At 62.8% G+C, this 24,524-nt stretch carries 24 protein-coding genes; 17 read left to right on the top strand and 7 right to left on the bottom strand.

The features are described from left to right. Positions 1 to 222 precede the first annotated feature (222 nt). From QKE30_RS00085 to QKE30_RS00105, 5 genes are all read right to left on the bottom strand, one after another. Positions 223 to 1,326: a DNA alkylation repair protein gene (locus tag QKE30_RS00085; protein ID WP_347933784.1), complete on the bottom strand. Its 1,104-nt coding sequence runs from the start codon at positions 1,324 to 1,326 to the stop codon at positions 223 to 225. Between the two features lie 468 nt (positions 1,327 to 1,794). Beyond that, the gene (locus QKE30_RS00090) at positions 1,795 to 3,165 is read right to left on the bottom strand and encodes an MFS transporter (RefSeq protein ID WP_347933785.1); all 1,371 of its coding nucleotides are present in this window, start codon (positions 3,163 to 3,165) and stop codon (positions 1,795 to 1,797) included. After that, positions 3,162 to 3,587, bottom strand: coding sequence for a formyltransferase family protein (locus tag QKE30_RS00095; RefSeq protein ID WP_347933786.1), 426 nt, complete (start codon positions 3,585 to 3,587; stop codon positions 3,162 to 3,164). The genes QKE30_RS00090 and QKE30_RS00095 overlap by 4 nt, the downstream gene beginning before the upstream one ends. Beyond that, a complete protein-coding gene (locus QKE30_RS00100) occupies positions 3,584 to 4,468 on the bottom strand; it encodes a ThiF family adenylyltransferase (protein WP_297668295.1) in 885 nt (294 codons plus the stop codon). Before QKE30_RS00100 ends, QKE30_RS00095 begins: the two co-directional genes overlap by 4 nt. 227 nt (positions 4,469 to 4,695) lie before the next feature. Continuing rightward, on the bottom strand, positions 4,696 to 4,872 hold the full coding sequence (locus QKE30_RS00105) for a hypothetical protein (protein ID WP_347933787.1): 177 nt from the start codon (positions 4,870 to 4,872) through the stop codon (positions 4,696 to 4,698). A 610-nt stretch (positions 4,873 to 5,482) separates the two neighbouring features. Here QKE30_RS00105 and QKE30_RS00110 point away from each other — a divergent pair. Further along, positions 5,483 to 6,190, top strand: a complete 708-nt coding sequence (locus tag QKE30_RS00110; protein ID WP_239202479.1) for a WYL domain-containing protein — start codon at positions 5,483 to 5,485, stop codon at positions 6,188 to 6,190. 26 nt (positions 6,191 to 6,216) lie between these two features. On the opposite strand, the gene QKE30_RS00115 is transcribed toward QKE30_RS00110, so the two are convergent. Beyond that, on the bottom strand, positions 6,217 to 6,681 hold the full coding sequence (locus QKE30_RS00115) for a MarR family winged helix-turn-helix transcriptional regulator (RefSeq protein ID WP_297666955.1): 465 nt from the start codon (positions 6,679 to 6,681) through the stop codon (positions 6,217 to 6,219). Positions 6,682 to 6,694: 13 nt separating this feature from the next. Here QKE30_RS00115 and QKE30_RS00120 point away from each other — a divergent pair, with 13 nt between their 5' ends. The 13 genes from QKE30_RS00120 (at position 6,695) to QKE30_RS00180 (ending at position 18,345) form a co-directional block, all read left to right on the top strand. Continuing rightward, positions 6,695 to 7,195: a VOC family protein gene (locus tag QKE30_RS00120; protein WP_239202475.1), complete on the top strand. Its 501-nt coding sequence runs from the start codon at positions 6,695 to 6,697 to the stop codon at positions 7,193 to 7,195. A gap of 127 nt (positions 7,196 to 7,322) precedes the next feature. Continuing rightward, entirely contained in the window at positions 7,323 to 8,858 is a 1,536-nt protein-coding gene (locus tag QKE30_RS00125) for a DAK2 domain-containing protein (RefSeq protein ID WP_347933788.1), read from the top strand. Between the two features lie 3 nt (positions 8,859 to 8,861). Next, positions 8,862 to 11,027: an ATP-dependent DNA helicase RecG gene (locus QKE30_RS00130; RefSeq protein ID WP_347933789.1), complete on the top strand. Its 2,166-nt coding sequence runs from the start codon at positions 8,862 to 8,864 to the stop codon at positions 11,025 to 11,027. 40 nt (positions 11,028 to 11,067) lie between these two features. Next, entirely contained in the window at positions 11,068 to 11,280 is a 213-nt protein-coding gene (locus QKE30_RS00135; protein ID WP_034986380.1) for an acetyl-CoA carboxylase biotin carboxyl carrier protein subunit, read from the top strand. Positions 11,281 to 11,333: 53 nt separating this feature from the next. Beyond that, positions 11,334 to 11,903, top strand: coding sequence for an RsmD family RNA methyltransferase (locus tag QKE30_RS00140; RefSeq protein WP_297666945.1), 570 nt, complete (start codon positions 11,334 to 11,336; stop codon positions 11,901 to 11,903). A gap of 10 nt (positions 11,904 to 11,913) precedes the next feature. After that, on the top strand, positions 11,914 to 12,399 hold the full coding sequence (gene coaD / locus QKE30_RS00145) for a pantetheine-phosphate adenylyltransferase (RefSeq protein WP_034986378.1): 486 nt from the start codon (positions 11,914 to 11,916) through the stop codon (positions 12,397 to 12,399). A gap of 59 nt (positions 12,400 to 12,458) precedes the next feature. After that, complete coding sequence (locus QKE30_RS00150; RefSeq protein ID WP_239199911.1) at positions 12,459 to 13,214, top strand: DivIVA domain-containing protein; 756 nt, start codon at positions 12,459 to 12,461, stop codon at positions 13,212 to 13,214. A gap of 18 nt (positions 13,215 to 13,232) precedes the next feature. Continuing rightward, positions 13,233 to 13,775, top strand: coding sequence for a DUF177 domain-containing protein (locus QKE30_RS00155; protein ID WP_239199908.1), 543 nt, complete (start codon positions 13,233 to 13,235; stop codon positions 13,773 to 13,775). Between the two features lie 24 nt (positions 13,776 to 13,799). Further along, entirely contained in the window at positions 13,800 to 14,534 is a 735-nt protein-coding gene (rnc, locus tag QKE30_RS00160; protein WP_347933790.1) for a ribonuclease III, read from the top strand. Beyond that, positions 14,527 to 15,393, top strand: coding sequence for a bifunctional DNA-formamidopyrimidine glycosylase/DNA-(apurinic or apyrimidinic site) lyase (gene mutM, locus QKE30_RS00165; protein WP_347933791.1), 867 nt, complete (start codon positions 14,527 to 14,529; stop codon positions 15,391 to 15,393). Before rnc ends, mutM begins: the two co-directional genes overlap by 8 nt. 98 nt (positions 15,394 to 15,491) lie before the next feature. After that, positions 15,492 to 16,967, top strand: coding sequence for an alanine/glycine:cation symporter family protein (locus tag QKE30_RS00170; protein ID WP_347933792.1), 1,476 nt, complete (start codon positions 15,492 to 15,494; stop codon positions 16,965 to 16,967). A 64-nt stretch (positions 16,968 to 17,031) separates the two neighbouring features. Continuing rightward, positions 17,032 to 17,742 carry an IS6 family transposase gene (locus tag QKE30_RS00175; protein ID WP_347933793.1) on the top strand — a complete coding sequence of 237 codons (711 nt, stop codon included), beginning with the start codon at positions 17,032 to 17,034 and terminating at the stop codon, positions 17,740 to 17,742. 60 nt (positions 17,743 to 17,802) lie between these two features. Beyond that, positions 17,803 to 18,345 (top strand): YbfB/YjiJ family MFS transporter, encoded by a 543-nt coding sequence (locus QKE30_RS00180; RefSeq protein WP_347933794.1) that lies wholly within the window; start codon positions 17,803 to 17,805, stop codon positions 18,343 to 18,345. Positions 18,346 to 18,713: 368 nt separating this feature from the next. Here the strand turns inward: QKE30_RS00180 and QKE30_RS00185 are convergent, their stop codons facing one another. Continuing rightward, positions 18,714 to 19,454 carry a hypothetical protein gene (locus tag QKE30_RS00185; RefSeq protein ID WP_347933795.1) on the bottom strand — a complete coding sequence of 247 codons (741 nt, stop codon included), beginning with the start codon at positions 19,452 to 19,454 and terminating at the stop codon, positions 18,714 to 18,716. A gap of 107 nt (positions 19,455 to 19,561) precedes the next feature. Between QKE30_RS00185 and QKE30_RS00190 the strand changes: the two genes are divergently transcribed. The 3 genes from QKE30_RS00190 to smc all read left to right on the top strand — a co-directional run bounded on the left by QKE30_RS00190 (position 19,562) and on the right by smc (position 24,503). Next, positions 19,562 to 20,185, top strand: coding sequence for a recombinase family protein (locus tag QKE30_RS00190; protein WP_347933796.1), 624 nt, complete (start codon positions 19,562 to 19,564; stop codon positions 20,183 to 20,185). Positions 20,186 to 20,212: 27 nt separating this feature from the next. Next, complete coding sequence (locus QKE30_RS00195) at positions 20,213 to 20,923, top strand: IS6 family transposase (protein ID WP_347933793.1); 711 nt, start codon at positions 20,213 to 20,215, stop codon at positions 20,921 to 20,923. Positions 20,924 to 21,014: 91 nt separating this feature from the next. Then, positions 21,015 to 24,503 carry a chromosome segregation protein SMC gene (gene smc / locus QKE30_RS00200; RefSeq protein WP_347933797.1) on the top strand — a complete coding sequence of 1,163 codons (3,489 nt, stop codon included), beginning with the start codon at positions 21,015 to 21,017 and terminating at the stop codon, positions 24,501 to 24,503. Positions 24,504 to 24,524: the final 21 nt, after the last annotated feature.

Here is a 24,524-nt window from a genome sequence, read left to right on the forward strand (position 1 = left end):
GTGCGTCGTCCCGACCCTGGGCTGGACTCCGATGCTGTCTGGATTCCCGACTCGCCATCGAGATCCACGACGGTCAGTCGGGATTCCTGACGGCCGGTCACGGTTCCTGAAGTCGCGGAGCGAAGGAACGCTCGATGGAGGATCGCCGGAACTGCTACGCGCCGTTCGTCCACCCTCTTCTGACTGCTCAACCCCGAGCGCTCGAAGCCGGTGGACATGGGATCAGGCCGAGGTGCCCGAGGTCACATCGTCAACGACCTCGACAACTGCACCGTCGAGAACACGGCCGTTTACCTGCACTTCGATACGGTGTGGACCGGGATGGATCTTTCGCACTGAGACGTGCCCGAATCGGTGTTCCCGCGAGAGGACCACGGACTTGCCTGCAGGCAGGTCTTTGACGGACAGCTTGAACACCTTGCCCGCCTTCAGGCCGCGGGCACCCTGATAGTGCACGACATAGTCGATCGCCGCTCTCGTCGCAGCAGCGGCCTGCAGGGTGAAGCTGATGGTGACCGCCTCGCCGATTGCGACAGTTAATGGCGTGCAGGTGAGATTCGTGATCTCGATCGGGACAGCGGGGTCGAATCCGAGGATCGTCAGCGCTTCCGGGTGCCCGCGTTTGATGAGTGTGCGCAACCCGTGCCGCACCACGAAGTCGCCCTGCGTGGTGGTCGCGGCCCACCGCTTGGCGGTGTCGAGGACGAGGTCGGGGTGGTCCTTGGCGATGTCGTTGAGATGGTTCACGACCGACCGGCGCACATACAGCGATTCGTCATCCACGAGAACATCCAGCAGCTCCAGTGTCGGCGTGGGGTCGGCGATGAACCCGGACAGGCGCCTGCCCCAGGGCAGCCGCGGCCGGCTGCCCTCCGAGACGAGCCGACGCACATGCTCGTCCGGGTCACGGGTCCAGACCCGTAGGTGTGCCATCGTGGCCTCGTACTGGGCGTCGATGAACGGGCGGATCGCGAACTCAGCCGTGTACCGGGGAGTCAACGCCGCCAGCAGCGGCAACCCGATATCGGGCCGATCGAGCATCGCCCGGGCGACGTAGGCGTTGACCGGCATCGACGCCCACCCCTGCAGACCCCCATCAGCCAGAGCCGCACGAACCACCCGGTCGGCGTCCTCGGGAGCGGGTGGCATCGTCTCGGTGAGGGCGTGGGCGATCCACTCCATCCGTGCCATCAGCTCGCGCCCCTCCAGCCCCTCGATCGCGCACTGCTCGAACGCTGTGCGGTCGAACGACGCCGAAGCACCGGCGAGCTCGCTGCCGAGACGCTTGATGAGCTCGGGTGAGAGCTCGTCCTTGAAGTCAGCCAACGTCCTGTCCCTCCTCGGCTCGGCCCCCCGCCCTGAGGGCCGCCGCTACCTTCTCGTTCATGCACTTCATGCGGGCCTCGCTGGTGTGAGGCATCCCAGAGATGGGGCCTCCTCGCGCGCAAACCTCGCCTCTTCGCGGACCGTTAGCCCCAGTCTGCCGGAGACCTCCGCGTGCCGGGAGAAGGCGCGCTCGGTCAGCCGCCTGATCGAGGGCAGAAGAAGGTACGGCATATGTGACCGGGCCAGCAATTATCGAAGCAGAGATGGGCCGGTAGGCGCATCAGATTCACGCCGTCCCTCACGATCTCGGCTTGCTCGACGAATTTCTCACTCTTTGCCTCCCGAATCGCATTTCGCGACTGCCTGTCATCCCGTCCCGGTGTTCTTTACTTGCCGCAGCAACCGTTGCGGCAAACAAGAAGCGCGACTCACTGTCTTCTGGTGGTACCGGCATGAATTCTCGGGTCATCAGGCGGCCGATTCAGTTGTTGGCTCGCGAGTTGTCAGAAGGATCAGGACGACGAGTGCTGCCGCGACGGCGAAGACTCCGCTGGCGGTCGCGACGGCTTGGTGGAATCCGGGAAGAAAACCGTTGCTGCCTGCGATCATGGCACCGAGGACCGCGATGCCGAAGATGCTTCCTGTCTGTCTGGCTGCGTTGATGACGCCCCCGGCCACGCCGGTGTGTGAGGGTGGAGCCGCCGTCACGGCAGCAGAGGTTGCGGCGGGCATGGTGAAGGCCATTCCGAACCCTGCGATGAAGGACAGCACCGCGATCAGCGGGTATGGCGTGGTCCCGGTCAGCACGATCAGGCTCCCGAATCCGATTGTCCCGATGCACAATCCGATCAGCATGGTTGGGAAGGGTCCGATACGAGCCGCGACCCGGCCTCCCAATGGGGAGGCGATGACTGCGCTGCATGCTTGGGGCGCCAGGGCGAGCCCGGCGAGGAGTGGCTCGTATCCGCGATAGGTCTGGAAGTACAGCGAGAGGACGAACAACTGTCCGAAGAAGCTCACGTTGAGGGCGAAGCCGACGACGGCGGCGACCGTGAATCGTGGTTTCCGGAAGAGCACAGTGGGCAACATGGGGTCGGGATGCCGGTGCTCCACCCAGACGAACACCGCCACAAGGGTCACGCCGAACAAAAGCAGGCCTAACCGGGGCGGGTTCCATCCTTGTTCACCGGAGGTGATGACGGCGTAGGTGATCGCCACCAGCGCGGTGATGGAAATCAGCTGGCCCGCGGGATCGAGCCGACGGGTGCGGTCATGCCGCGGGACACCGATACTACGCATCGTCAGCCAGCAGCCGAAAGCGATGATCGGGACGTTGACCCAGAAAACGGCTTGCCAACCGATCACCGACACGAGGGCTCCGCCGAGAACTGGCCCACAGGCGGCAGCGATGCCACCGGCCCCGCCCCAGAGCCCGATCGCCCGTGACCGCTCAGCCGGGTCGGGATAGATCGTGGCCAGTAAGGCGAGGGACCCGGGCACGACTGCTGCGGCACCGATGCCCTGGAGTGCCCGGGCGATGATGAGGGCCGGTCCGTTTGGCGCGAGTGCGCAAGCTATTGAGAGGACTCCGAAGGTGATGAGCCCGAAGATGTAGACCTTGCGTGCACCCAGCCGGTCGCAGGCGGCACCGGCAGTCAGCAACAGCGCGGCGAACACCAGTGTGTAGGAATCGACGACCCACTGCAGTGTGACCACCTGCGTATTCAAAGTCGCTGCCATGTCGGGCAGGGCCACGTTGACGATGGTGGTGTCGAGCATGACGATGAAGAATCCCAGCACGACAGCCACCAGTGCGCCAGTTTTTCGTGGTGCGCTCACCTTGCTCCTCCCTGGGTCTCGTGATTCTTAGCCATCCAGAAGTACGGGGCCAGCCCCGCATAGCGTGGCAGCGGGCTGGGGTGGAAATTGATGATGTCCTCGGTCGGCACGTCCCTCAGCGCGCGCCCGACCTGCAACTGGTAATTCGCCACGATGATGTAATCCGGCGCCAGCGTGCGCATCGCCTCCACGATCTCGAAAGCATTGGGGTCCTCGGGCTGATACACGTCGACCCCGTTCGCGCGGGCATCGGCGGCGACATCCACCTGCACGTCGTCGTCGAGGTAGTAGTCACAGAGCACACCAGGGGCCCGCGTGATGACTGCGGACAGGGCGCTGCGCTCGTTAGCGAGGAGACGGCGTAGAAACTCGTAGCCGAACAGCGAGTTGGTCTCAGTGATGAGGACGAATCGCGTGGTCATTGCGCCCACCACGCCTTCTCCACCAGCTTCGCCTGCCACGTGAGGGTGTCGAAGAGCGCATAGCCGGGCTGCACCGGAAGCGGCACCCGACCGGGAAGGTCCATGATCTCCTGGGCCAGGCGTTCGACGAGCACACCTTCAGCCAATGGCGGGCAAGCTCCGAAGATCGGCATGGTCTGGTTCTTCACAAACCATTCCTCCAGGGTCTCCTCCGACGGGAAGTCCTGGTACTCGGGCATGATCCGTTCCATCAGACGGCGCGTCACCTCTGGTGTGAATTCGGCGTCCTCGGGCACGTCGTAGACTTCTTCGATCGGCATCGACTCCTTCTTATAGGTGAAGATGATAGTCGAATGCGCCACGGTCGGGATCTTGAAGATGAACTTGCACCGGTCGGAGGCGCGGAATGCCCGATGCAGGGCATACCGGTTCTTGATCTGGAAGAACTCCATATGATCCATGACGTAGTCGCATCCGTCCATGAATTCCTCGGCGGTGTCGGGTGTGATGCCTTCGGGGAAGACATCGATGTTGACGTCGCCTGTGAGGTCGTAGACTTGCTCGGCGACCACTTCGGCCTTGTTTCGACCGATCGTGTCGCGTCCGGCACCGTACTGCCGTTGCACGTTCGTGAGATCGAAATGGTCGGGGTCAGCCAGCTTCAGATTCAGTGCTCCCATGCGCACCAGGCGGGCCGCCACTGCGCCGCCGATGCCACCGGTGCCGACGACTCTGATCACCGAGTCGCGGAGCTTCTCCTGCCGGGCCCGCTGTTCCTCGGTGGTATCGCCGAGCCAACCGAGATTGCGGTTGACTCTTTCCCAGTAGAAGTCGTCATCATATGTGCCGCGGTACTGTTGACGTTCCTTACTCACCGTCATCCCTCCTTCTGAATACGACGGGTGTGATGGCATCGAGTCTTGTCCAGGAACTGTTCGGTGGTCACCGAACAGAGCGGGGTCTATACTGAACGGATGGACACGCGCACGTTTCCCGAAGCTCTGCCGGACATCTCCCGGACCGCCGCCGCGCTGGCCGACCCTTCACGCGCAGCGATGTGCGCTGCTCTCATGGACGGGCGCGCATGGACCGTGGGCGAACTCGCGCGTTACTGCGGTCTGGCACGCTCGACGGCTCGGAACACGTCGACCTGCTCACTGCGCGCGGACTCGTCCTTGACGTCCGCCAGGGCCGGCATCGCTACGTTTGCCTCGCCGGCGGCGACATCGCCCACGTCATCGAGAGCCTCGGAATCGTGGCGCAGTCGACGTTCGATACCGCACATAGTCTTCGAGCCTCATCCGCGACTGACCGTGCCCGCGCAGGACGCACGTGCTACAAGCACCTTGCAGGCCGCCTCGGCGTCGCGCTCGCTGAACAGCTTCACGACAGAGGATGTCTGACCGACACGTGGGAGCCCACCGCTGCCGGGCGTGAGGTGCTGGCTGCCTGGGGTCTTCCCCATGCCCAGTCGGTGACCGCCACACCCTGCATGGACTCGACCGAGCGACGATTCCACCTTGCTGGACCGCTCGGAAAAGAACTGTGCACGGTGTTCTTTGACAAGGGGTGGATTGAACGCCTCGGTGCCAGTCGAGCGGTGCGCCTAACCGACGCGGGTACGACCGCGCTCGCAAACGCTGGCATTCGGCTGCTGACTGCAGCCGCATCCTAAGGCCGGAAACGCGACTGGTTATTAGTTCATACCGTCGCACCCGTAGGTCAGTGTCTCTTTGTTGAGACAATGCTTTCAGTGAAGATGTCGTGGACACAGACTGTAACTTCTATGTCGTCATGCGGCTTGTCGTGTCAAAGATTCCTCTCTTCCGTTCGTGCTTCCACTCTAGAGGCAGATCCGGCCTGATCCTGTCCGCAATTTCTGGAACCATGGAGACATGGACACTCCATCGACGCGATCACTCAAGTTGCTGGCGCTGCTCCAGTCAGGAGGACAATGGGGTGGTCGCGAGCTGGCAGATAAGCTGCAGGTCAGCGAACGAACCGTGCGTCGGGATGCCATGCGGCTGCGCGACCTGGGTTACGACGTTCGCTCCCGCCCGGGCCCCGGCGGCACTTACGCTCTTCGGCCGGGTATGAAGATTCCGCCGTTGCTGCTGACAGCGGACGAGGTCACGACGATCATCACGAGCCTGTTGGTTCTCGAAGCGTGGTCGCCCGACGACGCCACCGCTGTGACAGCACGCGCCAAGCTCGAGCAAGTCCTGCCCAAAAAGCTGAAACAGAGGGCTGCGGCGGTGGCCCTGTCGACACAAGTCTCTCGGGAACCTCCAGCGTCCGTGGATTGGAATCTCGTGGGCACGATCGCCGACGCCATCGCGACAAGTTCGCGGGTCACCTTCGGCTACACCGACCAGCATGGTCGTCGTTCGCACCGGACCATCGAACCGTATCGACACTTCCTGCGCCAGCAACGCTGGTACCTCATTGCCTACGACCTCATGCGCGAGGACTGGCGCATCTTCCGCCTCGACCGCGTAGAGGATGTGGCAACCTTCCCTGGACCTCATGACCCGCCAATATTCCCGTGGCACTCGATCGAGGACTGGCTGACAAGCGACTTCGGAGCCACCTACGAACACTGAACTAATGTCTCCGGTCAGTACATTTATCAACGATGGCCGGGTCCGTTCGTTGCTTTGTCGGATTGTGCAGCCTCGAGTTTTCCGAGGAGTTCTTCCAAGTTGGTCAACTCTCTATGGGTGAGTCCCTGGAAAAATGAGTCACGTCCTTGACGCAGGGCAGGCTGAACATCGTCCCACCACTGCTGGCCAGCGGGTGTCAAACAGAGGAGTCGTGATCTCGCATCGGCGGGGTTTGATCGAGCTTGAACCCACCCCACCGCCGTGAGCTTTTTGATTGTGGCGCCGATGTTTCGCGGGTCAACGGCTGTAACCATTGCTACGTCGTTTTGTGTTCGTTCGCCTTCCGCGATCGCCGCCATGGCTGTGAACTGCGCGGTGGTAATTCCCTGCTCTGTGAGGAGAGCTGCCCATGCTCTCTCGGCACGGCGTCCAAGTGTGGCCAACAGGAAACTAGCGCCTTGGCGGTACTTGACTTTGCTTGAATTATTCATATTTTATGTATACATGACTTCGTTGAAAATCCCGACTGGACACAACACCATAAACCCCTTCGCCATCGTCCCCGACTCCGTGAGCTTCATCCACTTCGTGGAAACAGTTTTCGATGGTCGAGAAGCAGCGCATGTTCGCACGCCGGATCGAGATGGTTCGATCATCCATGCGGAAGTAATGGTTGGAGATGCCACCATCATGCTTTGTGATCGAAAGCAAGATTGGCCGTTCACGCCAGCCCTCCTGCAGGTCTACGTTCCTGACGCCCAGGCGTGCCTCGATAGGGCTGTAAAGGAAGGAGGCCGCGTCGTTACTCCAATTAGCGATTTCTACGGTGGCTATCGTCTCGCAAGACTTCTTGATCCGTGGCAAAACCTCTGGTGGCTCTACGAGCCGACGGCTCAACCGCAAAACCAGGACGAGCGCGACAGTGACACCGAGTGGCACGATAGCGAGCCGAGTGCCGTCTACAGCACTCTCATGGAGACTATGTGCTCTATGGGTGAACGATAAACAAGTCAACCCCCCCACCTGGATTCGCGTTGGATGCGGGAGATCTACATCACTGGCACGGAAGGAATAACGCGCCGCGATCCCGCAAACCGCACTGCTGTCTGGCTGGTTCGCTAGGGTAGTGGGAGTGAAATCTAGCAAGGCAGAGGCGCAACCGGTGGCAGAAGCACAACCGGCGAATCAGGCGCCCACTCAGCTCGACGCGCGCGTCGTCGCCCAGTGGGCTCGCCTCTCGGCCAGCCGGCTGCGCGAGCAGAGCCAGGCGATCAACGCCCTGAATGTCTTCCCGATCCCGGATTCCGATACCGGTTCCAACATGGCGCACACCATGACCACCGCAGTCTCGACGGTCGACGCGCTGGAGGAAGGCGCAAGCCTCCCCGAGGTCACCATCGCCCTGGCCACCGGCGCGGTTCGTGGCGCCCGTGGAAACTCCGGCCTGGTGCTCAGCCAGGTGATGCGCGCCCTCGCCGAGGCGGCCTCGCAGGGACACATCGACGGCCCCGCCGTGGCGGACACGCTCTCGCAGTCTGTGGGCTTCGTCCGCACCGCAATCTCCACGCCTGTCGAGGGCACCGTCATCAGCGTGCTCGATGCCGCCGCCACCGCCGCTCACGAGGCCGAGCCGAACCTCGCGGACGTCGCCACCCGCGCCCTCCACGCCGCCGAGGAAGCCCTGGCCAACACCCCCAACCAGCTGCCCGTCCTCGCCGAAGCGGGGGTCGTGGACGCAGGCGGCCAGGGCCTCGTGGTGATCCTGCAGGCCCTGGTTGATGTTCTGGACGGTGCGGGTCTTATTGAGGACGCCCCCACGCCCGACCACGAACGAACCCAGCAAGAGGTCGAGGTGATGTTCTTCTTCGAGGGGAACCTGGCCGCCCTGCGGGAGCTGCTGGAGGCTCACGGCAATTCGGTGATCGTCGGACCCCTGGGGCCGGAGTCCGGCACCGCGCACGTGCACACCAACCGAGCCGGCGAGGTCATCGAGAAGGCCTTCGCCCTTGGAACTGTCACCGACTTGCGCATCGAGGTTCTGCCGGCCGACGGGGAAGCCGCCGACAACGGAAACCCAAGCACGCCAGCCCCCGCGGGGTCCCAGGCACGGACGGAAGACCAGGGGCCGTTCATCGTGGCGCTCACGCCCACCGGCGGGGTCGCACAGTTGTTTGAGGCTGCGGGGGCGGTGGCGGTGGCGTCACCAAACAATAAAACCTTGGGCGAAGCAGTGCAGGGGCTGGGCGCAGGGCCGATAGCCGTGCTGACCAACGGGCAGGACGTCGCCGCGCTGCAGGGGTTAGACGGGACGCGAGAGGTCGACATCATCGATACGAAATCGCTGGTCGGCGGGCTGGCGGCACTGGCGGTGAACGACCCCACCGTGGACTGGGACGATAACGTCGAGGAGATGATCGACGCGGTGGAGGCCCAGCGTTTCGCCACTTGCCCGCCCGACACGATGGTCGATACCCTCAGCGCCATGCTGGCCGACGGCGGGGAACTCGTGACCCTGCTGTGGAGCGCCCCCGCGACCGACCAGGCCGCCATCGAAGGACTGAAGGCCACCTTCGCCGAGCTGTACCCGGACGTGCAGATCGACGACCACCACATCGAGCTGCAAGGTAACGACCACGACCCGTGCCTGGTGCAGATCGGGGTGGAGTAGCCCATGCTGGGATGGCAGGACTCGCGCCCGCTGTCGGTTGCGATCTCCAACGACCGCGCGAAGCGGCTGGCCGATAAGCCCGGCATCAAAACCATCGCCGATGCGGTGCTGAACTTCCCCGTCACCTACGCGCGGCTCGGCTCGCCGCAGGGGCTCGACGAGCTGCGGGTGGGGGAGAAGTACACCTGTGCCGGGGAGATCCTCAGCGTGGGGGAGAAAGACAACCACTCCGGGCGCGGCCCCAGAAAATTTTTGGCGTTCACCTTCACCGACGGCGTGCGAACCTTCCGCTCCGCGCTGTTTGGGAACGTGGCCTACCACCGGAAGCGCATCAAGAGGGGCTCGATGATGCTGCTGCACGGCAAGCTCTCCGAGTTCAACGGCCAATGGGAGCTGAAGAACCCCAGCTACGTATCCATCCTGCCCGCCCTGGACGCGGAGTTCGGCATGTTCGGGCCGCTGAAGACAATCGTGGACGTCATGGGCTCCGAGACCGCCGCCCAGGAGCTACTGGCCAAGCCGTGGATGGCCGGTTACAAGCGCCGCCCCGGTACCTCCACCGCGGAGATGCTGGGAGTGATGGACCACGTACTGCGGGTGATGGACGAGCCCGGCGAGTTCCTGCCACTCCCGCGCCGCAACCCCGGCGCGCCCGCCTGGCCCACGGATGAAAAGGGCCGCCCGCTGATTAGCTTCGCCGACGCGCTGAGACACATCCACCAGCCGAGCGAAGCTGGCCCCGAACCCGCCCGACGCAGGCTGAAGTTCAACGAGGCGCTCGAGCTGCAGCTGGTCATGGCTCTACGGCGCAATGACGCCACCAAGCGCACCGGCATGGCGCTCGCGCCGGGTGAGAACGTGGAAAAGCTGATCGCGGGGCTGCCCTTTGACCTCAGCGCGGGGCAGAAGATGGCGCTGGAGGACATCGGCTCCCGTCTGGGCGGAACCACCCCGGCGAACCTGCTGCTGCACGGTGAGGTCGGCTCCGGCAAGACGATGGTGGCCTTGATCAGCATGCTCTGGGCCGTGGACTCCGGCTATCAGTGCGCTTTCATCGCGCCGACGGAAATCCTGGCCGTGCAGCACGCCCGCAGTCTGGTGAAGATGCTGGAGAACACCGACGTGCGGGTATCCGTGCTGGTCGGTAGCCAGAAGCAGGCCGACAAGCAGCGCACGCTGCTGGATCTGGTCTCCGGCCAAACCGACATTGTGGTGGGCACGCACGCGGTGATCCAGGACTCGGTGGAGTTCTACCGCCTGGGCATGGTGATCGTCGACGAGCAACACCGCTTCGGCGTGCAACAGCGCAACAAGCTGCGGGAATCCGCGCCGGTGGATGCCACCCCGCACATGATGGTCATGACAGCCACCCCGATCCCGCGCTCCGTGGGCATGACGATGTTCGGAGACCTGACCCCCATCACGCTGGTCGGAAAGCCCGGTGGCCGCGGAGACATCGAGACTGTGGTGGTGCCCGCCGATAAACACCGCTGGGTGCGGCGCGCCTGGGAGCGCATGGGCGAGGAAATCAAGGCCGGCGGCCAGGCCTACGTAGTTGCGCCCCGCATTGAGGGCTACTCCGGTGTGGAGAAGTGGTGCGAGCGCATCGCCACCGAGGAACTGCCCGGCTGCCGCGTGGCGATGCTGCACGGCAAGATGGATCCAGCCGACAAGGACCAGGTGATGCAGGACTTCGCCGCCGGGAAGATCGACGTGCTGGTCGCCACGACCGTCATCGAGGTCGGCGTGGACGTCCCCAACGCCTCCATGATGATGATCCTGGAGGCCGAGAACTTCGGCTTCTCCCAACTCCACCAACTGCGCGGCCGTATCGGCCGTGGGCGACGGGACTCTCTGTGCCTACTGCACACCACCGCTGCGCCGGATAGCCCCTCCTTCCACCGCCTGCAGGTGGTGGCGCAAAGCAACGACGGATTCCGCCTGGCGGAGGAAGACCTGAAGATGCGTACCGAAGGAGACATCCTGGGGCAGGACCAGTCGGGGCGGTCGGCGCGAAGGGCGTCACTACTAGACCTCAGCACCGACGGCGAGATCATCGAATCGGCGCGCGACTACGCAGAAGCGCTGGTGGCCTACGACGAGCAGCTGGCGCGCTCACTGGTGGTGGACATCGAGATCGACGACCAGGACTACATCGAGAAGAGCTAGGGGAGAAGAACTCGCCGACCCAGTTGCTAAACTCTGGGGCATGGAAATCTGTGCCCCATTCGCGGGAGTTGTGCACTTCCTCGTCGCCGACGGAGAGACCGTAGACACCGGCGACGCGCTGTGCACGGTGGAATCGCTGAAGCTGGAAGCGCCCGTGCTCGCGCCGGGGCCCGGGGTGGTGCGCAGGACGAACTCGCAGGACTATGAGGATGTGCACGGCGGGGACGTGATTCTGCGGGTCGAGGCCCAATAAGACCACCGCGAGTAACAACCACGAGTAACGACTAGGCAGGACTGCTAAGCACAATGACACGCATCATCTCCGGAACCGCCCGCGGCCGCAGCATCAAGGTGCCCAGCGAAGGCACCCGCCCCACCTCAGACCGCGCCCGCGAGGGGCTGTTCTCCTCTCTGCAAGTCCGCTTCGGCTTCGTCGACGAGGTCGTGCTGGACCTCTTCGCCGGCTCGGGTGCCTTGGGGCTGGAGGCCGCGAGCCGCGGAGCCAAGGAGGTCACCCTGGTGGACAACAGCGACGCGGCGGTGAAGACGATCAAGGACAACGCGCGCGTCGTGCCCGAGGCGAAAGTACAGGTGGTGGAGGCGAAGGCGTCATCCTTCCTGGCCGGAGCCCCGCGCAACCACTACACGATGGTGCTAGCCGACCCGCCTTATGAGCTCGCTGACGAGGCTGTCGCCGAAATGGTGGAGGCGCTGATTCCTGTTCTTACAAGTGACGCCGTCGTGGTGGTCGAACGCAATAGTGCTTCACCTGAAACCGCGTGGCCGGAGGGCTTTGAGCCCACCGGGCAGAAGCTAAAGAAGCGCACCTACGGAATCGCCCGCTTCGACATGGCGATTTGGCGAGGCGAGGGTTAGGTTAGGTGCCATGCGAGTAGTTTGCCCCGGATCTTTCGACCCCATCACGCTGGGTCACTTGGATATCTTCACCCGCGCCGCTGCCAACTGGGAGGAGGTCGTGGTTCTGGTGACCTATAACCCGAACAAGAACGGCCTGTTCACCGCCGAAGAGCGCATCGAGCTGATCGAGAAGTCCATCGCCGCCATCCCCAATGGGCCGAAGAACATCACGGTCGACACGTGGGACAAGCTGCTGGTGGACTACCTGAACGAGAACAATATTCAGGCGATGGTCAAGGGGCTGCGCAGCTCCCTGGACTACGAGTACGAGCTGCCGATGGCGCAGATGAACCAGCGCCTGTCGGGCGCGGAGACGTACTTCCTGCTGACCTCCCCGGAGTACGGCTACGTGTCTTCCACCCTGTGCAAGGAGGTCGCGAAGTACGGCGGCGACGTCTCCGGGCTGCTGCCGGAGCCGGTTGTCGCGGCGGTGGAGGAGAAGTTCCGCGGCTAGCGCCCGTCAAGGCGTGTCTAAACCTGTAGTTGAGGTCAAGTGATGGCACAGTGGAGGCCATGTACAAGACATTCCAGGGTATGGATGACCTTCAGCAAATGGTGGAGCAGGCCTATGGCGTGCCCATGACCTCCAACTGCATGGTTCCGCGGCGCGAGGTGCTAGACATCCTCGACGAGATGCGCAATGCGATCCCGATCGAGATGGACGACGCGCAGGACGTCCTCGACCACCGCGATGACATCGTCGCCGACGCTCAGGACCAGGCCGACGCAACCATCTCCAGCGCCAACTCCGAGGCGGACGCGATCGTGCAGGACGCGCAGGAACGCGCCAACCAGATCCTCCAGGATGCACAGGATCGTGCAACTAACACCGTCGCCCAGGCCGAGGATCAGGCCGACCGCCTGGTCAGCGACGCCCGCCGTGAGTACGAGCAGGTCACCAGCCGCGCCGCCGACGAAGCCGACCGCCTGGTCAGCGAAGGTAACGCCAGCTACCAGCGCTCCGTCGACGAAGGCCTGGCCGAGCAGCGCCGCCTGGTTTCCGATTCCGAGGTTGTCCGCAACGCCGAGGCTGAGGCCAACCGCATTATTGAATCCGCCCACGCGGACTCCGACCGCCTGCGCACCGAGTGCGACCGCTACGTCGATTCCACCCTGGCCGAGTTCGAGGACACCCTCACCACCACGCTGCGTACCGTGAACCGCGACCGCTCCGCCCTGCGCAAGGGTGCCGGTGCCTCCGGATACCAGAACGGCACTGCCGGATACCAGAACGATTCCGACCCCCACGGTTACCGTCAGCAGCGATAGACGGGTAGAAAGAAGGGTATGAGTAACCCCTTCGTTCTTGCAGTCGGCGACATCCCTACTGGACTCAGCGAGCCGGTCGACGCCCAGGGGGCGTCCCCCGTACCGTGGGGCGGCAACATGCTGGGCGTGGCAGAGGGAGCACCCGTCGAAGTTCATGGAACCCTGGCGAACTTGGGCGAGGCAATCATGGCGAACCTGCAGGTCAGCGGCGAGGCCAAGGGAACCTGCTCCCGCTGCCTGCAGGAGCTTTCCACCACCCTGGAGTACTCCATCAGCGACGTCTTTGGCCTGACCCCGGACTTCATCACCGATGACAGCGCCGAGGGCGACGATGCTGAGGACGAGGAAGAGCCGCTGCTGGTGCAGGACAACGCCATCGACATCACCCAGCTTGTCATCGACGAGGCCGGCCTGAACGCGCCGTTCAGCCCCGTGTGTGCGGATTTCGGCGCCGAATGCCGCGAGGACACCCCGGCGCCGGACGGCATCAGCGAGGAAATCGAGGAAGAGGATCGCCCGGACCCGCGCTGGGCCGGCCTGGAGAAGTTCAAGAACCTCTAAAAAAGAAAGGCATCCCGAAACCCAATGGCTCGTAAACGCCGACTGACCGGCGAGGCCGCGCTCAACGCCGCCTATGGCAAGTCCGACCACGCACCGCTGCTGGAGGCGTGGGGTGTGGACCTGCCCGACGACCTGCTGCGACTGGCGCTGACCCACCGCTCCTTTGCCAACGAAAACGGCCATTTGCCGAACAACGAGCGCCTGGAGTTTCTGGGCGACGCTGTGCTGGGCCTGGCCGTCGCGGAGCAGCTGTACCGCCAGTTCCCGGAGCGCGCGGAATCGGACATCTCCAAGATGCGTTCCGGTGTGGTGAACATGTACGCACTGGCGGATGTCGCTCGTCACCTCGGCATGGGCGACTACATCCTGCTCGGCCGCGGTGAGATGCTGACTGGCGGCAAGGACAAGCACTCCATCCTGGCGGACTCGGTGGAGTCCATGCTCGGCGCGATCTATCTGCACCACGGCTTCGAGGTCGCCCGTGCCACGGTGCTGCGCCTGTTCGCCGAGAAGATCACCGAGGCTCCCACCACCGGCCTGACGATGGACTGGAAGACCGTGCTTCTGGAGAAGCTCTCCGACATGAAGCTGCCCTTGCCCACCTACGAGGTGCGTGGCGAAGGCCCGGAGCACGACAAGACCTTCTATGCCACCGTCACCATCGAAGACCTGGTGACCGACGGCGAGGGGCACACCAAGAAGGTCGCCGAGCACGCCGCCGCCAAACAGGCCGTGCAGAAGCTTAACGAGCGTGCCTGAGCTTCCCGAGGTTGAGGTCGTCCGCCGCGGCCTGGAAGAACACCTGGTCGGGCGTCGCTTCACCGATGTTCAGATCTGTCACCCGCGCGCCGTGCGCTCCGGGGAACCGGAGGTGCTTGTTTCTTCTCTTCGTGACGCCACCGTCTCCGCCGTTAAACGCCGCGGAAAATTTTTGTGGTTGGATTTCGGCGAGGATTTCCTACTGCAAGTGCACCTGGGGATGAGTGGCCAGATGCTCGTTGCCGAGCCCGGCCAGGTGCAATCCCCGCATGTGCGCATCCGGGCGGGGCTATCCGATGGGCGGGAGCTGTGCTTCGTGGACCAGCGAACCTTCGGCGAGTGGCGGCTGGAAAAGGCCGTGCCGGATCCTTGGGCAGTGGGGGTCGGGGTGGCGTCACCAAGAAATTTTTTACCCCAGAACGTCAGCCACATCGCCGCCGATCCGCTAGAGGCCGCCTTTGATGCGCAGGCGGCGGTGGAGCGGATGAAGTCCAAGCGCGCGGCGGTGAAGACGGTGCTGCTGAACCAGGAGGTCGTCTCCGGTATCGGCAACATCTACGCCGACGAGGCGCTGTTTCTGGCCGGAGTGCGTCCGCGGCGCAGCGCGGCTCTGCTGAGTAGGCCCACCCTGCACCGGGTGTTGCAGTCGGCGGCGGAAGTGATGGAGCGCGCCTTGGAGCAGGGTGGAACCAGCTTCGATTCGCTGTATGTGAACGTTAACGGTGCGTCGGGGTACTTTTCGCGCTCGCTGAACGTGTACGGGCGCGGTGGCGAACCGTGTAAGAAGTGCGGGGTGCCGATCAAGCGAGTGGTCGTCGGCGGGCGATCGACGCACTACTGCGCGACGTGCCAGAAGTGACGGCGAAAGCTTAAAGCTTACTGAGCTGCACCGATGGACTAGGAGTGCAATCATGTCGCATTTATTTTCTGGCATTGGTTTCGGGTAAATTTCTGCGCATGGAAACAATTGAAAATTTCGTGGCGAATACGCTGAACGAAAACATTTGGAAGATCATCCCCGTCTTCCTGCTCGCAGCTGGCGCCTACTTCGGCATTCGCACCCTGGTGGTGCAGATCCGCATGGTGCCGGACATGTTCCGCTCGGTGAAGGAACCGGCGGTCGGCAAGAGCGGAGAGAACATTTCCGCATTCCAGGCATTCAGCATCTCGGCAGCGTCGCGCGTGGGCACGGGCAACGTCGTGGGCGTGGCTATCGCCATCACCCTGGGCGGCCCGGGCGCGGTGTTCTGGATGTGGATCGTCGCCCTCGTCGGCGGTGCGACGGCCTTCGTGGAGGCCACACTGGCGCAGCTGTGGAAATCCCGAGACAAGGATGGTTACGTCGGTGGCCCGGCCTACTACATGACCAAGGGACTGGGGGCTAAGCCGCTGGCGTTGATCTTCGGCATCGCCATCACCATCACCTATGGCTTTGTGTACAACGCTGTGCAGACCAACTCCATCGCGGAGGCCGCAGGCTCGTCTCTGCACTCCCTGAACCCCAACATCGCGCCCGATGCGAGCTGGCTAAAGATCGCTACGGGCCTGCTGGTGGCTGCGCTGACCGCACTGGTGATCTTCGGCGGCGTGAAGCGCATCGCTAATGCCACCCAGGTGATCGTCCCGCTCATGGCTACCGCCTACATCCTGTTGGGCGTTATTGTGCTGGCCATCAACATCAGCGAGGTGCCAGCTATGTTCGGCACTATCGTGGAGCACGCTCTGGGCATCAAGGAGATTGCCGGCGCCACCCTGGGTGCAGCGTTCATGAACGGTATGCGTCGTGGTCTGTTCTCCAACGAGGCCGGCCAGGGTTCCGCCCCGAACGCAGCCGCCACCGCTGCCGTGTCCCACCCGGTCAAGCAGGGCCTGGTGCAGACCCTGGGCGTATATTTTGACACCCTGGTGGTTTGTTCCATCACCGCCTTCATCATCCTGCTGTCCAACCCGGCCTATGGCGAGGGCGTGCAGACGGCCAACCTGACCCAGCACGCGCTGTCCGCACAGGTGGGCGAGTGGGGTACTCACTTCATCACGATCATCCTGTTCTTCCTGGCGTTCTCCTCCGTGCTGGGTAACTACTACCTTGCACAGGCGAACGTGGAGTACTTCACCAAGTCCAAGGCCAAGCTGAACGTCTTCCGCGTGCTCGTCGTGCTCTGTGTGTTCGGCGGCGCTATCGGCACTGTCCCGCTGGTCTGGTCCCTGGCCGATACCTTCGCCGCCACGATGGTTTTCATCAACCTCTGCGCTATCGTCCCGCTGGGCGGGGTGGCCATCAAGCTGCTGCGGGACTTCTCCCAGCAGAAGGCCGCAGGCAAGGATCCGATCTTCCACCGCGACAGCCTGCCGGAGCTAAAGAACGTCGAGTGCTGGGACGGAACGGACCCGGAGTGCCAGCGCCGCGAGGCTCACAACGGAGCAACGGCCTAGCCGTTTGATAGGTGCTGTTGCAAAGTTGAGGCAGTAGAAAGACCGGCGTGAAATAATCAGAGCCATGGGCATCTTCTCCGGTCGGCATTTCCCCCGTGACATCATCCTGTGGGCGGTGCGGTGGTACTGCCGCTACGGGGTGAGCTACCGCGATCTCGAAGAAATGATGACCGAGCGGGGCGTGCCGGTCGATCACAGCACCATCTACCGCTGGGTCCAGACATACGCCCCTGAGCTGGATAAGCAGACTCGCTGGTACCGGCAGGTACCCGACTGGCAGGCCCGGTCCTGGCGGGTGGATGAGACCTATATCCGGGTCGGCGGCACGTGGTGCTATCTCTACCGGGCTATTACCGCCGGTGGGCAGACCCTGGACTTTTATCTCTCTCCGAAGCGCAATGTCGCGGCGGCCAAGCGTTTCCTGGCCAAGACGCTGCGATCGAATACGACAGCCGGGTCCCCGCGGGTCATCAACACCGACAAGGTACCAGCTCTGGCCAAGGCAATATCTGATCTGAAGGCGGAGGGAATCTGCCCTCAGACGGTGGAGCACCGGCAGGTGAAATACCTGAACAACGTTATCGAGGGAGATCATGGCCGACTGAAAAGAATCCTGGGGCCGAAAGGAGCGTTCAAAAACCGAGTTTCCGCCTACCGGACGTTGAAAGGGATGGAAGCGATGCATTCATTACGGAAAGGACAGGGCACGATGTTTGCCTACGGGCACCCGAACCCAGACGCGGTGATCGTCAGCCGGATATTCGAGACAGCTTAAGCACCCCGGAGCAAGGACAACTAATGTCTTGAGGTTGGGCTTTTCGACCCTGGCCCAACTTTGCAACAGCACCCTGCTGGATATCTCTTCCAAGGCGCAGGCTACATCATCATCGGTACATATCTGGTGGTTCTAGCGCAGCCGGTTTTCGGGCAAACAGCCGCTGCCTCGACGTGGCTGGTAGCTGGATGCGCCACCGCTCCATCCCCGTTGTTTTGGTCGTATGCGGCAAACCGAGTGGGAACCTTCAAAGCGCTTGCTGGATGCTATTTCCTGCAGGTTACTGGTGCTGTCGTGGCAGTCTTCAGCTCTGGGCCCGGTCTTTTGTTTGTGTCGGCGTTTTTGTTCGGAGCTACCTTCATGGGGGTAACGATGCTGACTATTGAAGCGGGTCTCAACGCGGGGAGCCCAGTTGCGGCGGCTTCCCTGACGACGTGGTACAGCTTGGGGCAAATTATGGGCCCTGCGGTTATCGCCGTGGTGTTTAGTAACTCAACTACCTTGAGTTTCGTAGTGGCGGCTGGTTCATTGATTGTCGGGATGTTTTTCACGCTGCGCGGCGCTTACCTTACTGTTTCCAACACCGGTAGGAAGCAGGGGTGAAAATGGATAGCACAGAGCATGCCGATTTTCTTCACGTGAGGTTTTATCTAACTGCCTAACGGCAGGGAACCGTATATTGCGAGCATTCCAGCTTCTCTTTGAGGCTGGTGGCTAATTTGAGAAGTGTGTCCGGGTTATCTGCGGGTCGCTGTTGAGACAGATTTCTCTGTGCCGCGCGTACGAACTTAGCTAGCATTCCGGCGTCGCGAGCCAGTGGGGAAGTAGCAGGCAGTTGCGCCAGTTTTACTTGCAGGTGTTTAGCTGCATTGTTGGCGGCGTCTAGCGCGTACTCGTAATCTCCATCTTCGCCGTGGGCTTTGATAAATAGGCGCACAGATGCGTGTCCTGGGCTTCATGAACAATGTCGGTCACTCTAATTCCTTACTGTTCCCAGCGGATGGTGTGGGTATAAGGTCTGCCGCTTTCCATGCAATATATCCCGCGAAACCTTGACAGCCGGTACCGATTGCCAATTTTATAGCCTTCCACCATGAGGAATCCGCTTGATGAAACTTGGGGAATGCTTCAACTCCAGCTGGGAGCGCCGCTACACATGCGGTGATAAATAGTCCTAAAACCAGCCTCGGGGGTTCCTTTTCTTTATCCCAGACAGGGATGTAGTACATGATCAACCAAATGATGAATAGGAGAGCGAAAGGTGCAGACCACCCCATTGCTTCTTGTGGAGAGCGATCTCCCCACCAGTCAGAGAAGTTAGCTAGGAAGTTTGCGACAAAGAACATCCATGCTTGAATTAGGATTAATCCAGTATTTCCCACCCTGTACCGGGCTTCTGGAGAAAGACCACGAATCCTATCCAGAATTCCGCGTTTCCCCCTTTTCCTACCTTCTCGGCTAGATCCGGCGGGCATAGTACAGCTTTCCGCCTTTTCCGCTTCAATTACTAACGGTTGATCCTGCCGCTCAGTCTGCTCCACACCCCCCCTTAGGCAAGGCAGTTTCTTTTCTTCGCCCCCTTCACGGTTCTCACATTCTGATTCTTCAACCCTTTCATTTTCTGGAAAGACTTTTTGAAGCAAGTGCAGAACAAAGAATGCAAAAAGTCCCTGCATCAATTTCCCGAAGAAGGAATCATTTGGTTTCTTCACAAGTTGTCAATCCCCTTGGTCACCGGCCATCACATTTAGCATCTATAGAGTATGCCAAATGAGACACTTTCGAGTTACAGGAAAATCTGTTGCTCTAGGGTTGGTTTATGGTCAAAGAGACAGATCTGTCGCTACCGCTTGATCTAAATGAACACCAGCACGTCGTCACGGGGCAGTTGGTGGGGTATGCCCGTGTCAGCACACCGGATCAGAATCTGGACCGTCAGGTAGCCCGGCTCCAGAAGGCTGGGGCGACCGAGATTTACAAGGAAGAGATCAGTGGCGCGTCTCGTGAGAGGCCGCAGCTGGAGGAGATGCTGCGCTACCTGCGTAAGGGGGATCAGCTGATCGTCACGAGCATGGATCGGCTGGCGCGGTCGTTCCCCGACCTGCACACCATCGTCGATGATCTTGTTCACCGGGGAGTGTCAGTGCGGTTCCTCCGGGAGTCGCAGACCTACTCGTCCCAAAGTGACCCGGTGGCCGCGTTGATGCTCGGTGTCCTGGGCAGTGTTGCGCAGTTCGAGCGGGCGATCATGCGGGAGCGCCAGGCCGAGGGGATCGAGCGGGCGAAAAAGCGGGGCGCATACAAGGGAAGGGCGCCGGCAATGAACGAGGCCAGCATCGAGCAAGCGCGCGAAATGGTGGACATGGGAGTGCCTAAGGCAGATGTTGCTCGCCGTCTTGGAGTGAGTAGAGCAACGGGTGCTGTTGCAAAGTTGAGGCAGTAGAAAGACCGGCGTGAAATAATCAGAGCCATGGGCATCTTCTCCGGTCGGCATTTCCCCCGTGACATCATCCTGTGGGCGGTGCGGTGGTACTGCCGCTACGGGGTGAGCTACCGCGATCTCGAAGAAATGATGACCGAGCGGGGCGTGCCGGTCGATCACAGCACCATCTACCGCTGGGTCCAGACATACGCCCCTGAGCTGGATAAGCAGACTCGCTGGTACCGGCAGGTACCCGACTGGCAGGCCCGGTCCTGGCGGGTGGATGAGACCTATATCCGGGTCGGCGGCACGTGGTGCTATCTCTACCGGGCTATTACCGCCGGTGGGCAGACCCTGGACTTTTATCTCTCTCCGAAGCGCAATGTCGCGGCGGCCAAGCGTTTCCTGGCCAAGACGCTGCGATCGAATACGACAGCCGGGTCCCCGCGGGTCATCAACACCGACAAGGTACCAGCTCTGGCCAAGGCAATATCTGATCTGAAGGCGGAGGGAATCTGCCCTCAGACGGTGGAGCACCGGCAGGTGAAATACCTGAACAACGTTATCGAGGGAGATCATGGCCGACTGAAAAGAATCCTGGGGCCGAAAGGAGCGTTCAAAAACCGAGTTTCCGCCTACCGGACGTTGAAAGGGATGGAAGCGATGCATTCATTACGGAAAGGACAGGGCACGATGTTTGCCTACGGGCACCCGAACCCAGACGCGGTGATCGTCAGCCGGATATTCGAGACAGCTTAAGCACCCCGGAGCAAGGACAACTAATGTCTTGAGGTTGGGCTTTTCGACCCTGGCCCAACTTTGCAACAGCACCGTTTGATAGCATCAGGCAATGCACTTAAAGTCGTTGACGCTCAAAGGATTCAAGTCTTTCGCGTCCGCGACGACCCTGAAATTAGAGCCAGGCATCTGCGCCGTGGTGGGGCCGAACGGCTCCGGAAAATCCAATGTTGTGGATGCCTTGGCCTGGGTCATGGGGGAGCAGGGCGCTAAGACCCTGCGCGGCGGGAAGATGGAAGACGTCATCTTCGCCGGAACAGGGGACCGCAAGCCGCTGGGGCGCGCGGAGGTCACGCTGACCATCGATAACTCTGATGGCAAGCTGCCCATCGAATACTCCGAGGTTTCCATCACCCGCCGCATGTTCCGTGACGGCGCCTCGGAATACGAGATCAACGGCGCCAAGGCCCGCCTGATGGACATCCAGGAGCTGCTGAGCGACTCCGGCATCGGCCGAGAAATGCACGTGATCGTCGGGCAAGGCCGACTATCGCAGATCCTGGAATCCCGCCCCGAGGAGCGCCGCGCCTTCATCGAAGAGGCCGCTGGTGTGCTGAAACATCGGCGTCGAAAAGAAAAGGCGCAACGCAAGCTCGTCAACATGCAGGCCAACCTCGACCGACTGCACGACCTGACCGACGAATTGCGCAAACAGCTCGGACCGCTGGCCCGCCAGGCAGAGGCCGCGCAGAAAGCTTCCGCCGTGCAGGCCACCATCCGCAGCACGCGCGTGCAGCTGGCCGCGCACAAGGTCAAGCAGTTATCCGAGGAGCTGAACGACTCCACGCGGCGCAGCGAAATGCTGGCCGAACAGCGCGCCGAACTGCAGACCGAGCTGGAAGAACAAAGCGAGACCCTGGCCGTCACAGAGGAAGAATTGCGCACCGTCCTGGAGGAAGCCGAGGCGGCGAAGAACCTCTGGTACCGGCTGTCCGCGGTGCAGGAGAAGAACTCCGCGACTCTGCGCATCGCCAGCGACCGCGCGGAGCAGGCGCAGGTCGCCGAATGGTCCGGTCCCGACCCGCAAGAGCTGCTGGAACGCGCCGAGCGCGCCGCCGAGGAGCAGGCGGAGCTGGAAGAAAACGTAGAGATCGCCGCCGAGAAGCTGGAGACGATCGCCGAGCAGGTAGCCGAGGCCGAGGAAGCCGCCCGCGCCGCTGAACAGGAACACTTCGCCCAGGTCCGCGCTATTGCCGACCGGCGCGAGGGCGTGGTGCGTCTGCTAGCCCAGCACGAAGCCGCCGCCACCCAACGCGACAACGCCGCCGCGGAGGTCGAGCGCCTGCAAGAAAATGCCGCCGAACAGCAGGAAACCCTCGACGGCCTGATGGAGGACATCACCGAGGCGGAGGAAGCCCTGCGCGAGACTGAGGCCTCCGGCGGCGACTTAGAGGAAACCCGCGCCCAGGCCGACCGCGAGGCCGCCGGCGCGGAGGAGCGCGCAGAACAGTTGCGCGCCGAACAGCTGCAGCTGGAGCGCGACATCGCCACCGCCGAGGCCACCATCGCCGCCTGGCAGGACCGGCTAACCCCCACCGACGGCGCTGCGGTGGTCGTCCGCGCCGCCGACAAGGAGGGCATCGCCACCCGCCGCCTGGCCGAGCAGCTGCACATTCACGACGGATGGGGTGCCGCCGCGGCCGCCGTTTTGGGCGATGCGGCGAGCTCGGGAATTGTTGCCCCTCTTTCTGACGCCCTCATCTCCGCCCTCACCGATGCCCGCGAAGGCCGCGCAGTGCTGCTAGACCCGGGAGCCCCGGAGGGGGAGGCGAGCGCGACGTTCCGCCTGGATACGGACGTCTCCACAGGCAAGTGGCTGCTGGACCTGATGGACGTGCCCGCCGACCTGCTGCGCCCCCTGACCGCCCTGCTGGTGGACGTAGTGGCCGTGGGCAGTGCGGCGGAAGCCCGGAAGGTCGTGGCCGCAGACCCGCGCCTGCGTGCGGTGACGAAGGACGGCTCCGTCTACGGCGCCGGGTGGGTCGCCAGCGGTTCCGGCGGGACCACCCCTGTCGAGTTGGCGGATAGGATTGCGGCGGAGACAGAGGGCGTCACAAAGAAAAAGAAGGAACTCGACGACCTGCAGGCCGCGCTCTCCGGTGCACTCGACGCAGCCAGCGACCTGCGTACCGCCGCGGCTGCGGCGCGCGCGGCGGAGCAGGAGCACCGGGCACTGCGTGATGCGGCGGCTAAGCGCCTGAGCGCACTGCAGAAGCAAGGCGAGGCCGCGCAACGCCAGCTGGAGCGCAGCACCTCCGAACAGCAATCCGCCGAACAGCGCCTGGCGAAGGCCACCGAGGAACTCGACGAGCTGGCCGACCGCGTGTCGCGCGTGGACGATGAAGAGCACACGACCGAGCCGTCCTCGGCTGAACGAGATGCCGCCGCGCTGCACCTTTCGCAGATCAAGGCCATGGAGATGGAAGCCCGCCTGGCCCAGCGCACCGCCGAGGAACGCGCGCAATCTACCCGTGGCAAGGCGGAGAACCTGCGCCGGCAAGCCCGGGCGGAAGAAGCCGCGCGTAAACACCACCAGCAGCAACAGGCCCGTCGCGCCGCCGCCCGCGAGATGGCCACGTGCGTGCGTGAACAGGCCCAGCGCATCGCCGAACGCATCGCCGACGCGCTGGCCACCGCCGAGGCCAACCGCTCGCACACCGAGCAGGCGCACAAGCAGTGGCAGTCCACGATGGCGCAGCAGCGCGACAAGGTCTCCGCGCTGACCGCGCACCTGGGGCGCATGAACGACAACGCGCACTCCGCTGAGCTGGCGCGCACCCAGGCGCAGGTGAAGATCGAGCAGGCGGTGGCCGGCGCGATGGAACAACTGGGGCTCACCGCCGAGCAGCTCCTGGCCGAGGAACTGCCGGAGGACTTCGACGCGGCCGCCACCAAGGCGGAGCTGAAGAAGGCCGAAAAGGCACTGAACTCCCTGGGCAAGGTGAACCCGTTGGCGCTGGAGGAGTTCAAGGCGCTGGAGGAGCGCTACAACTTCCTGGCCCAGCAGCTGGACGACGTAGAGCGGGCGCGCAACGACCTGCACGAAGTGATCGCGGACGTGGACGCCACGATCCTGCAGCTATTCACCGAGGCCTGGCAGGACGTCGAGGTCGCCTTCCCACAGGTCTTCAGCACCCTGTTCCCGGGTGGCGCGGGCCGGCTGGTGCTCACCGACCCGGACGACATGCTGACCACCGGCATCGAAGTCGAGGCCCGCCCACCGGGCAAGAAGGTCAAGCGCCTATCGCTGCTGTCCGGTGGCGAGAAGTCCCTGACCGCCCTGGCGATGCTGGTGGCGATCTTCAAGGCGCGTCCGAGCCCGTTCTACGTGATGGATGAGGTCGAGGCCGCGCTGGACGACGTGAACCTGCGGCGCCTGATCGCCCTGTTCGAGGAGCTGCGGAAGGATTCCCAGCTGATCGTCATCACCCACCAGAAGCCCACCATGGACGTAGCCAATGTTCTGTACGGCGTGACAATGCGCGGCGACGGCGTGACCAGGGTGATTTCGCAGAGGATGGCTCCCGAGAAGACCGCCTGACCGGTGACGTAGGATGGTCGC

Origin of the sequence: Corynebacterium sp. c24Ua_83, assembly GCF_039907245.1 — a bacterium.
GTDB lineage: Bacteria > Actinomycetota > Actinomycetes > Mycobacteriales > Mycobacteriaceae > Corynebacterium.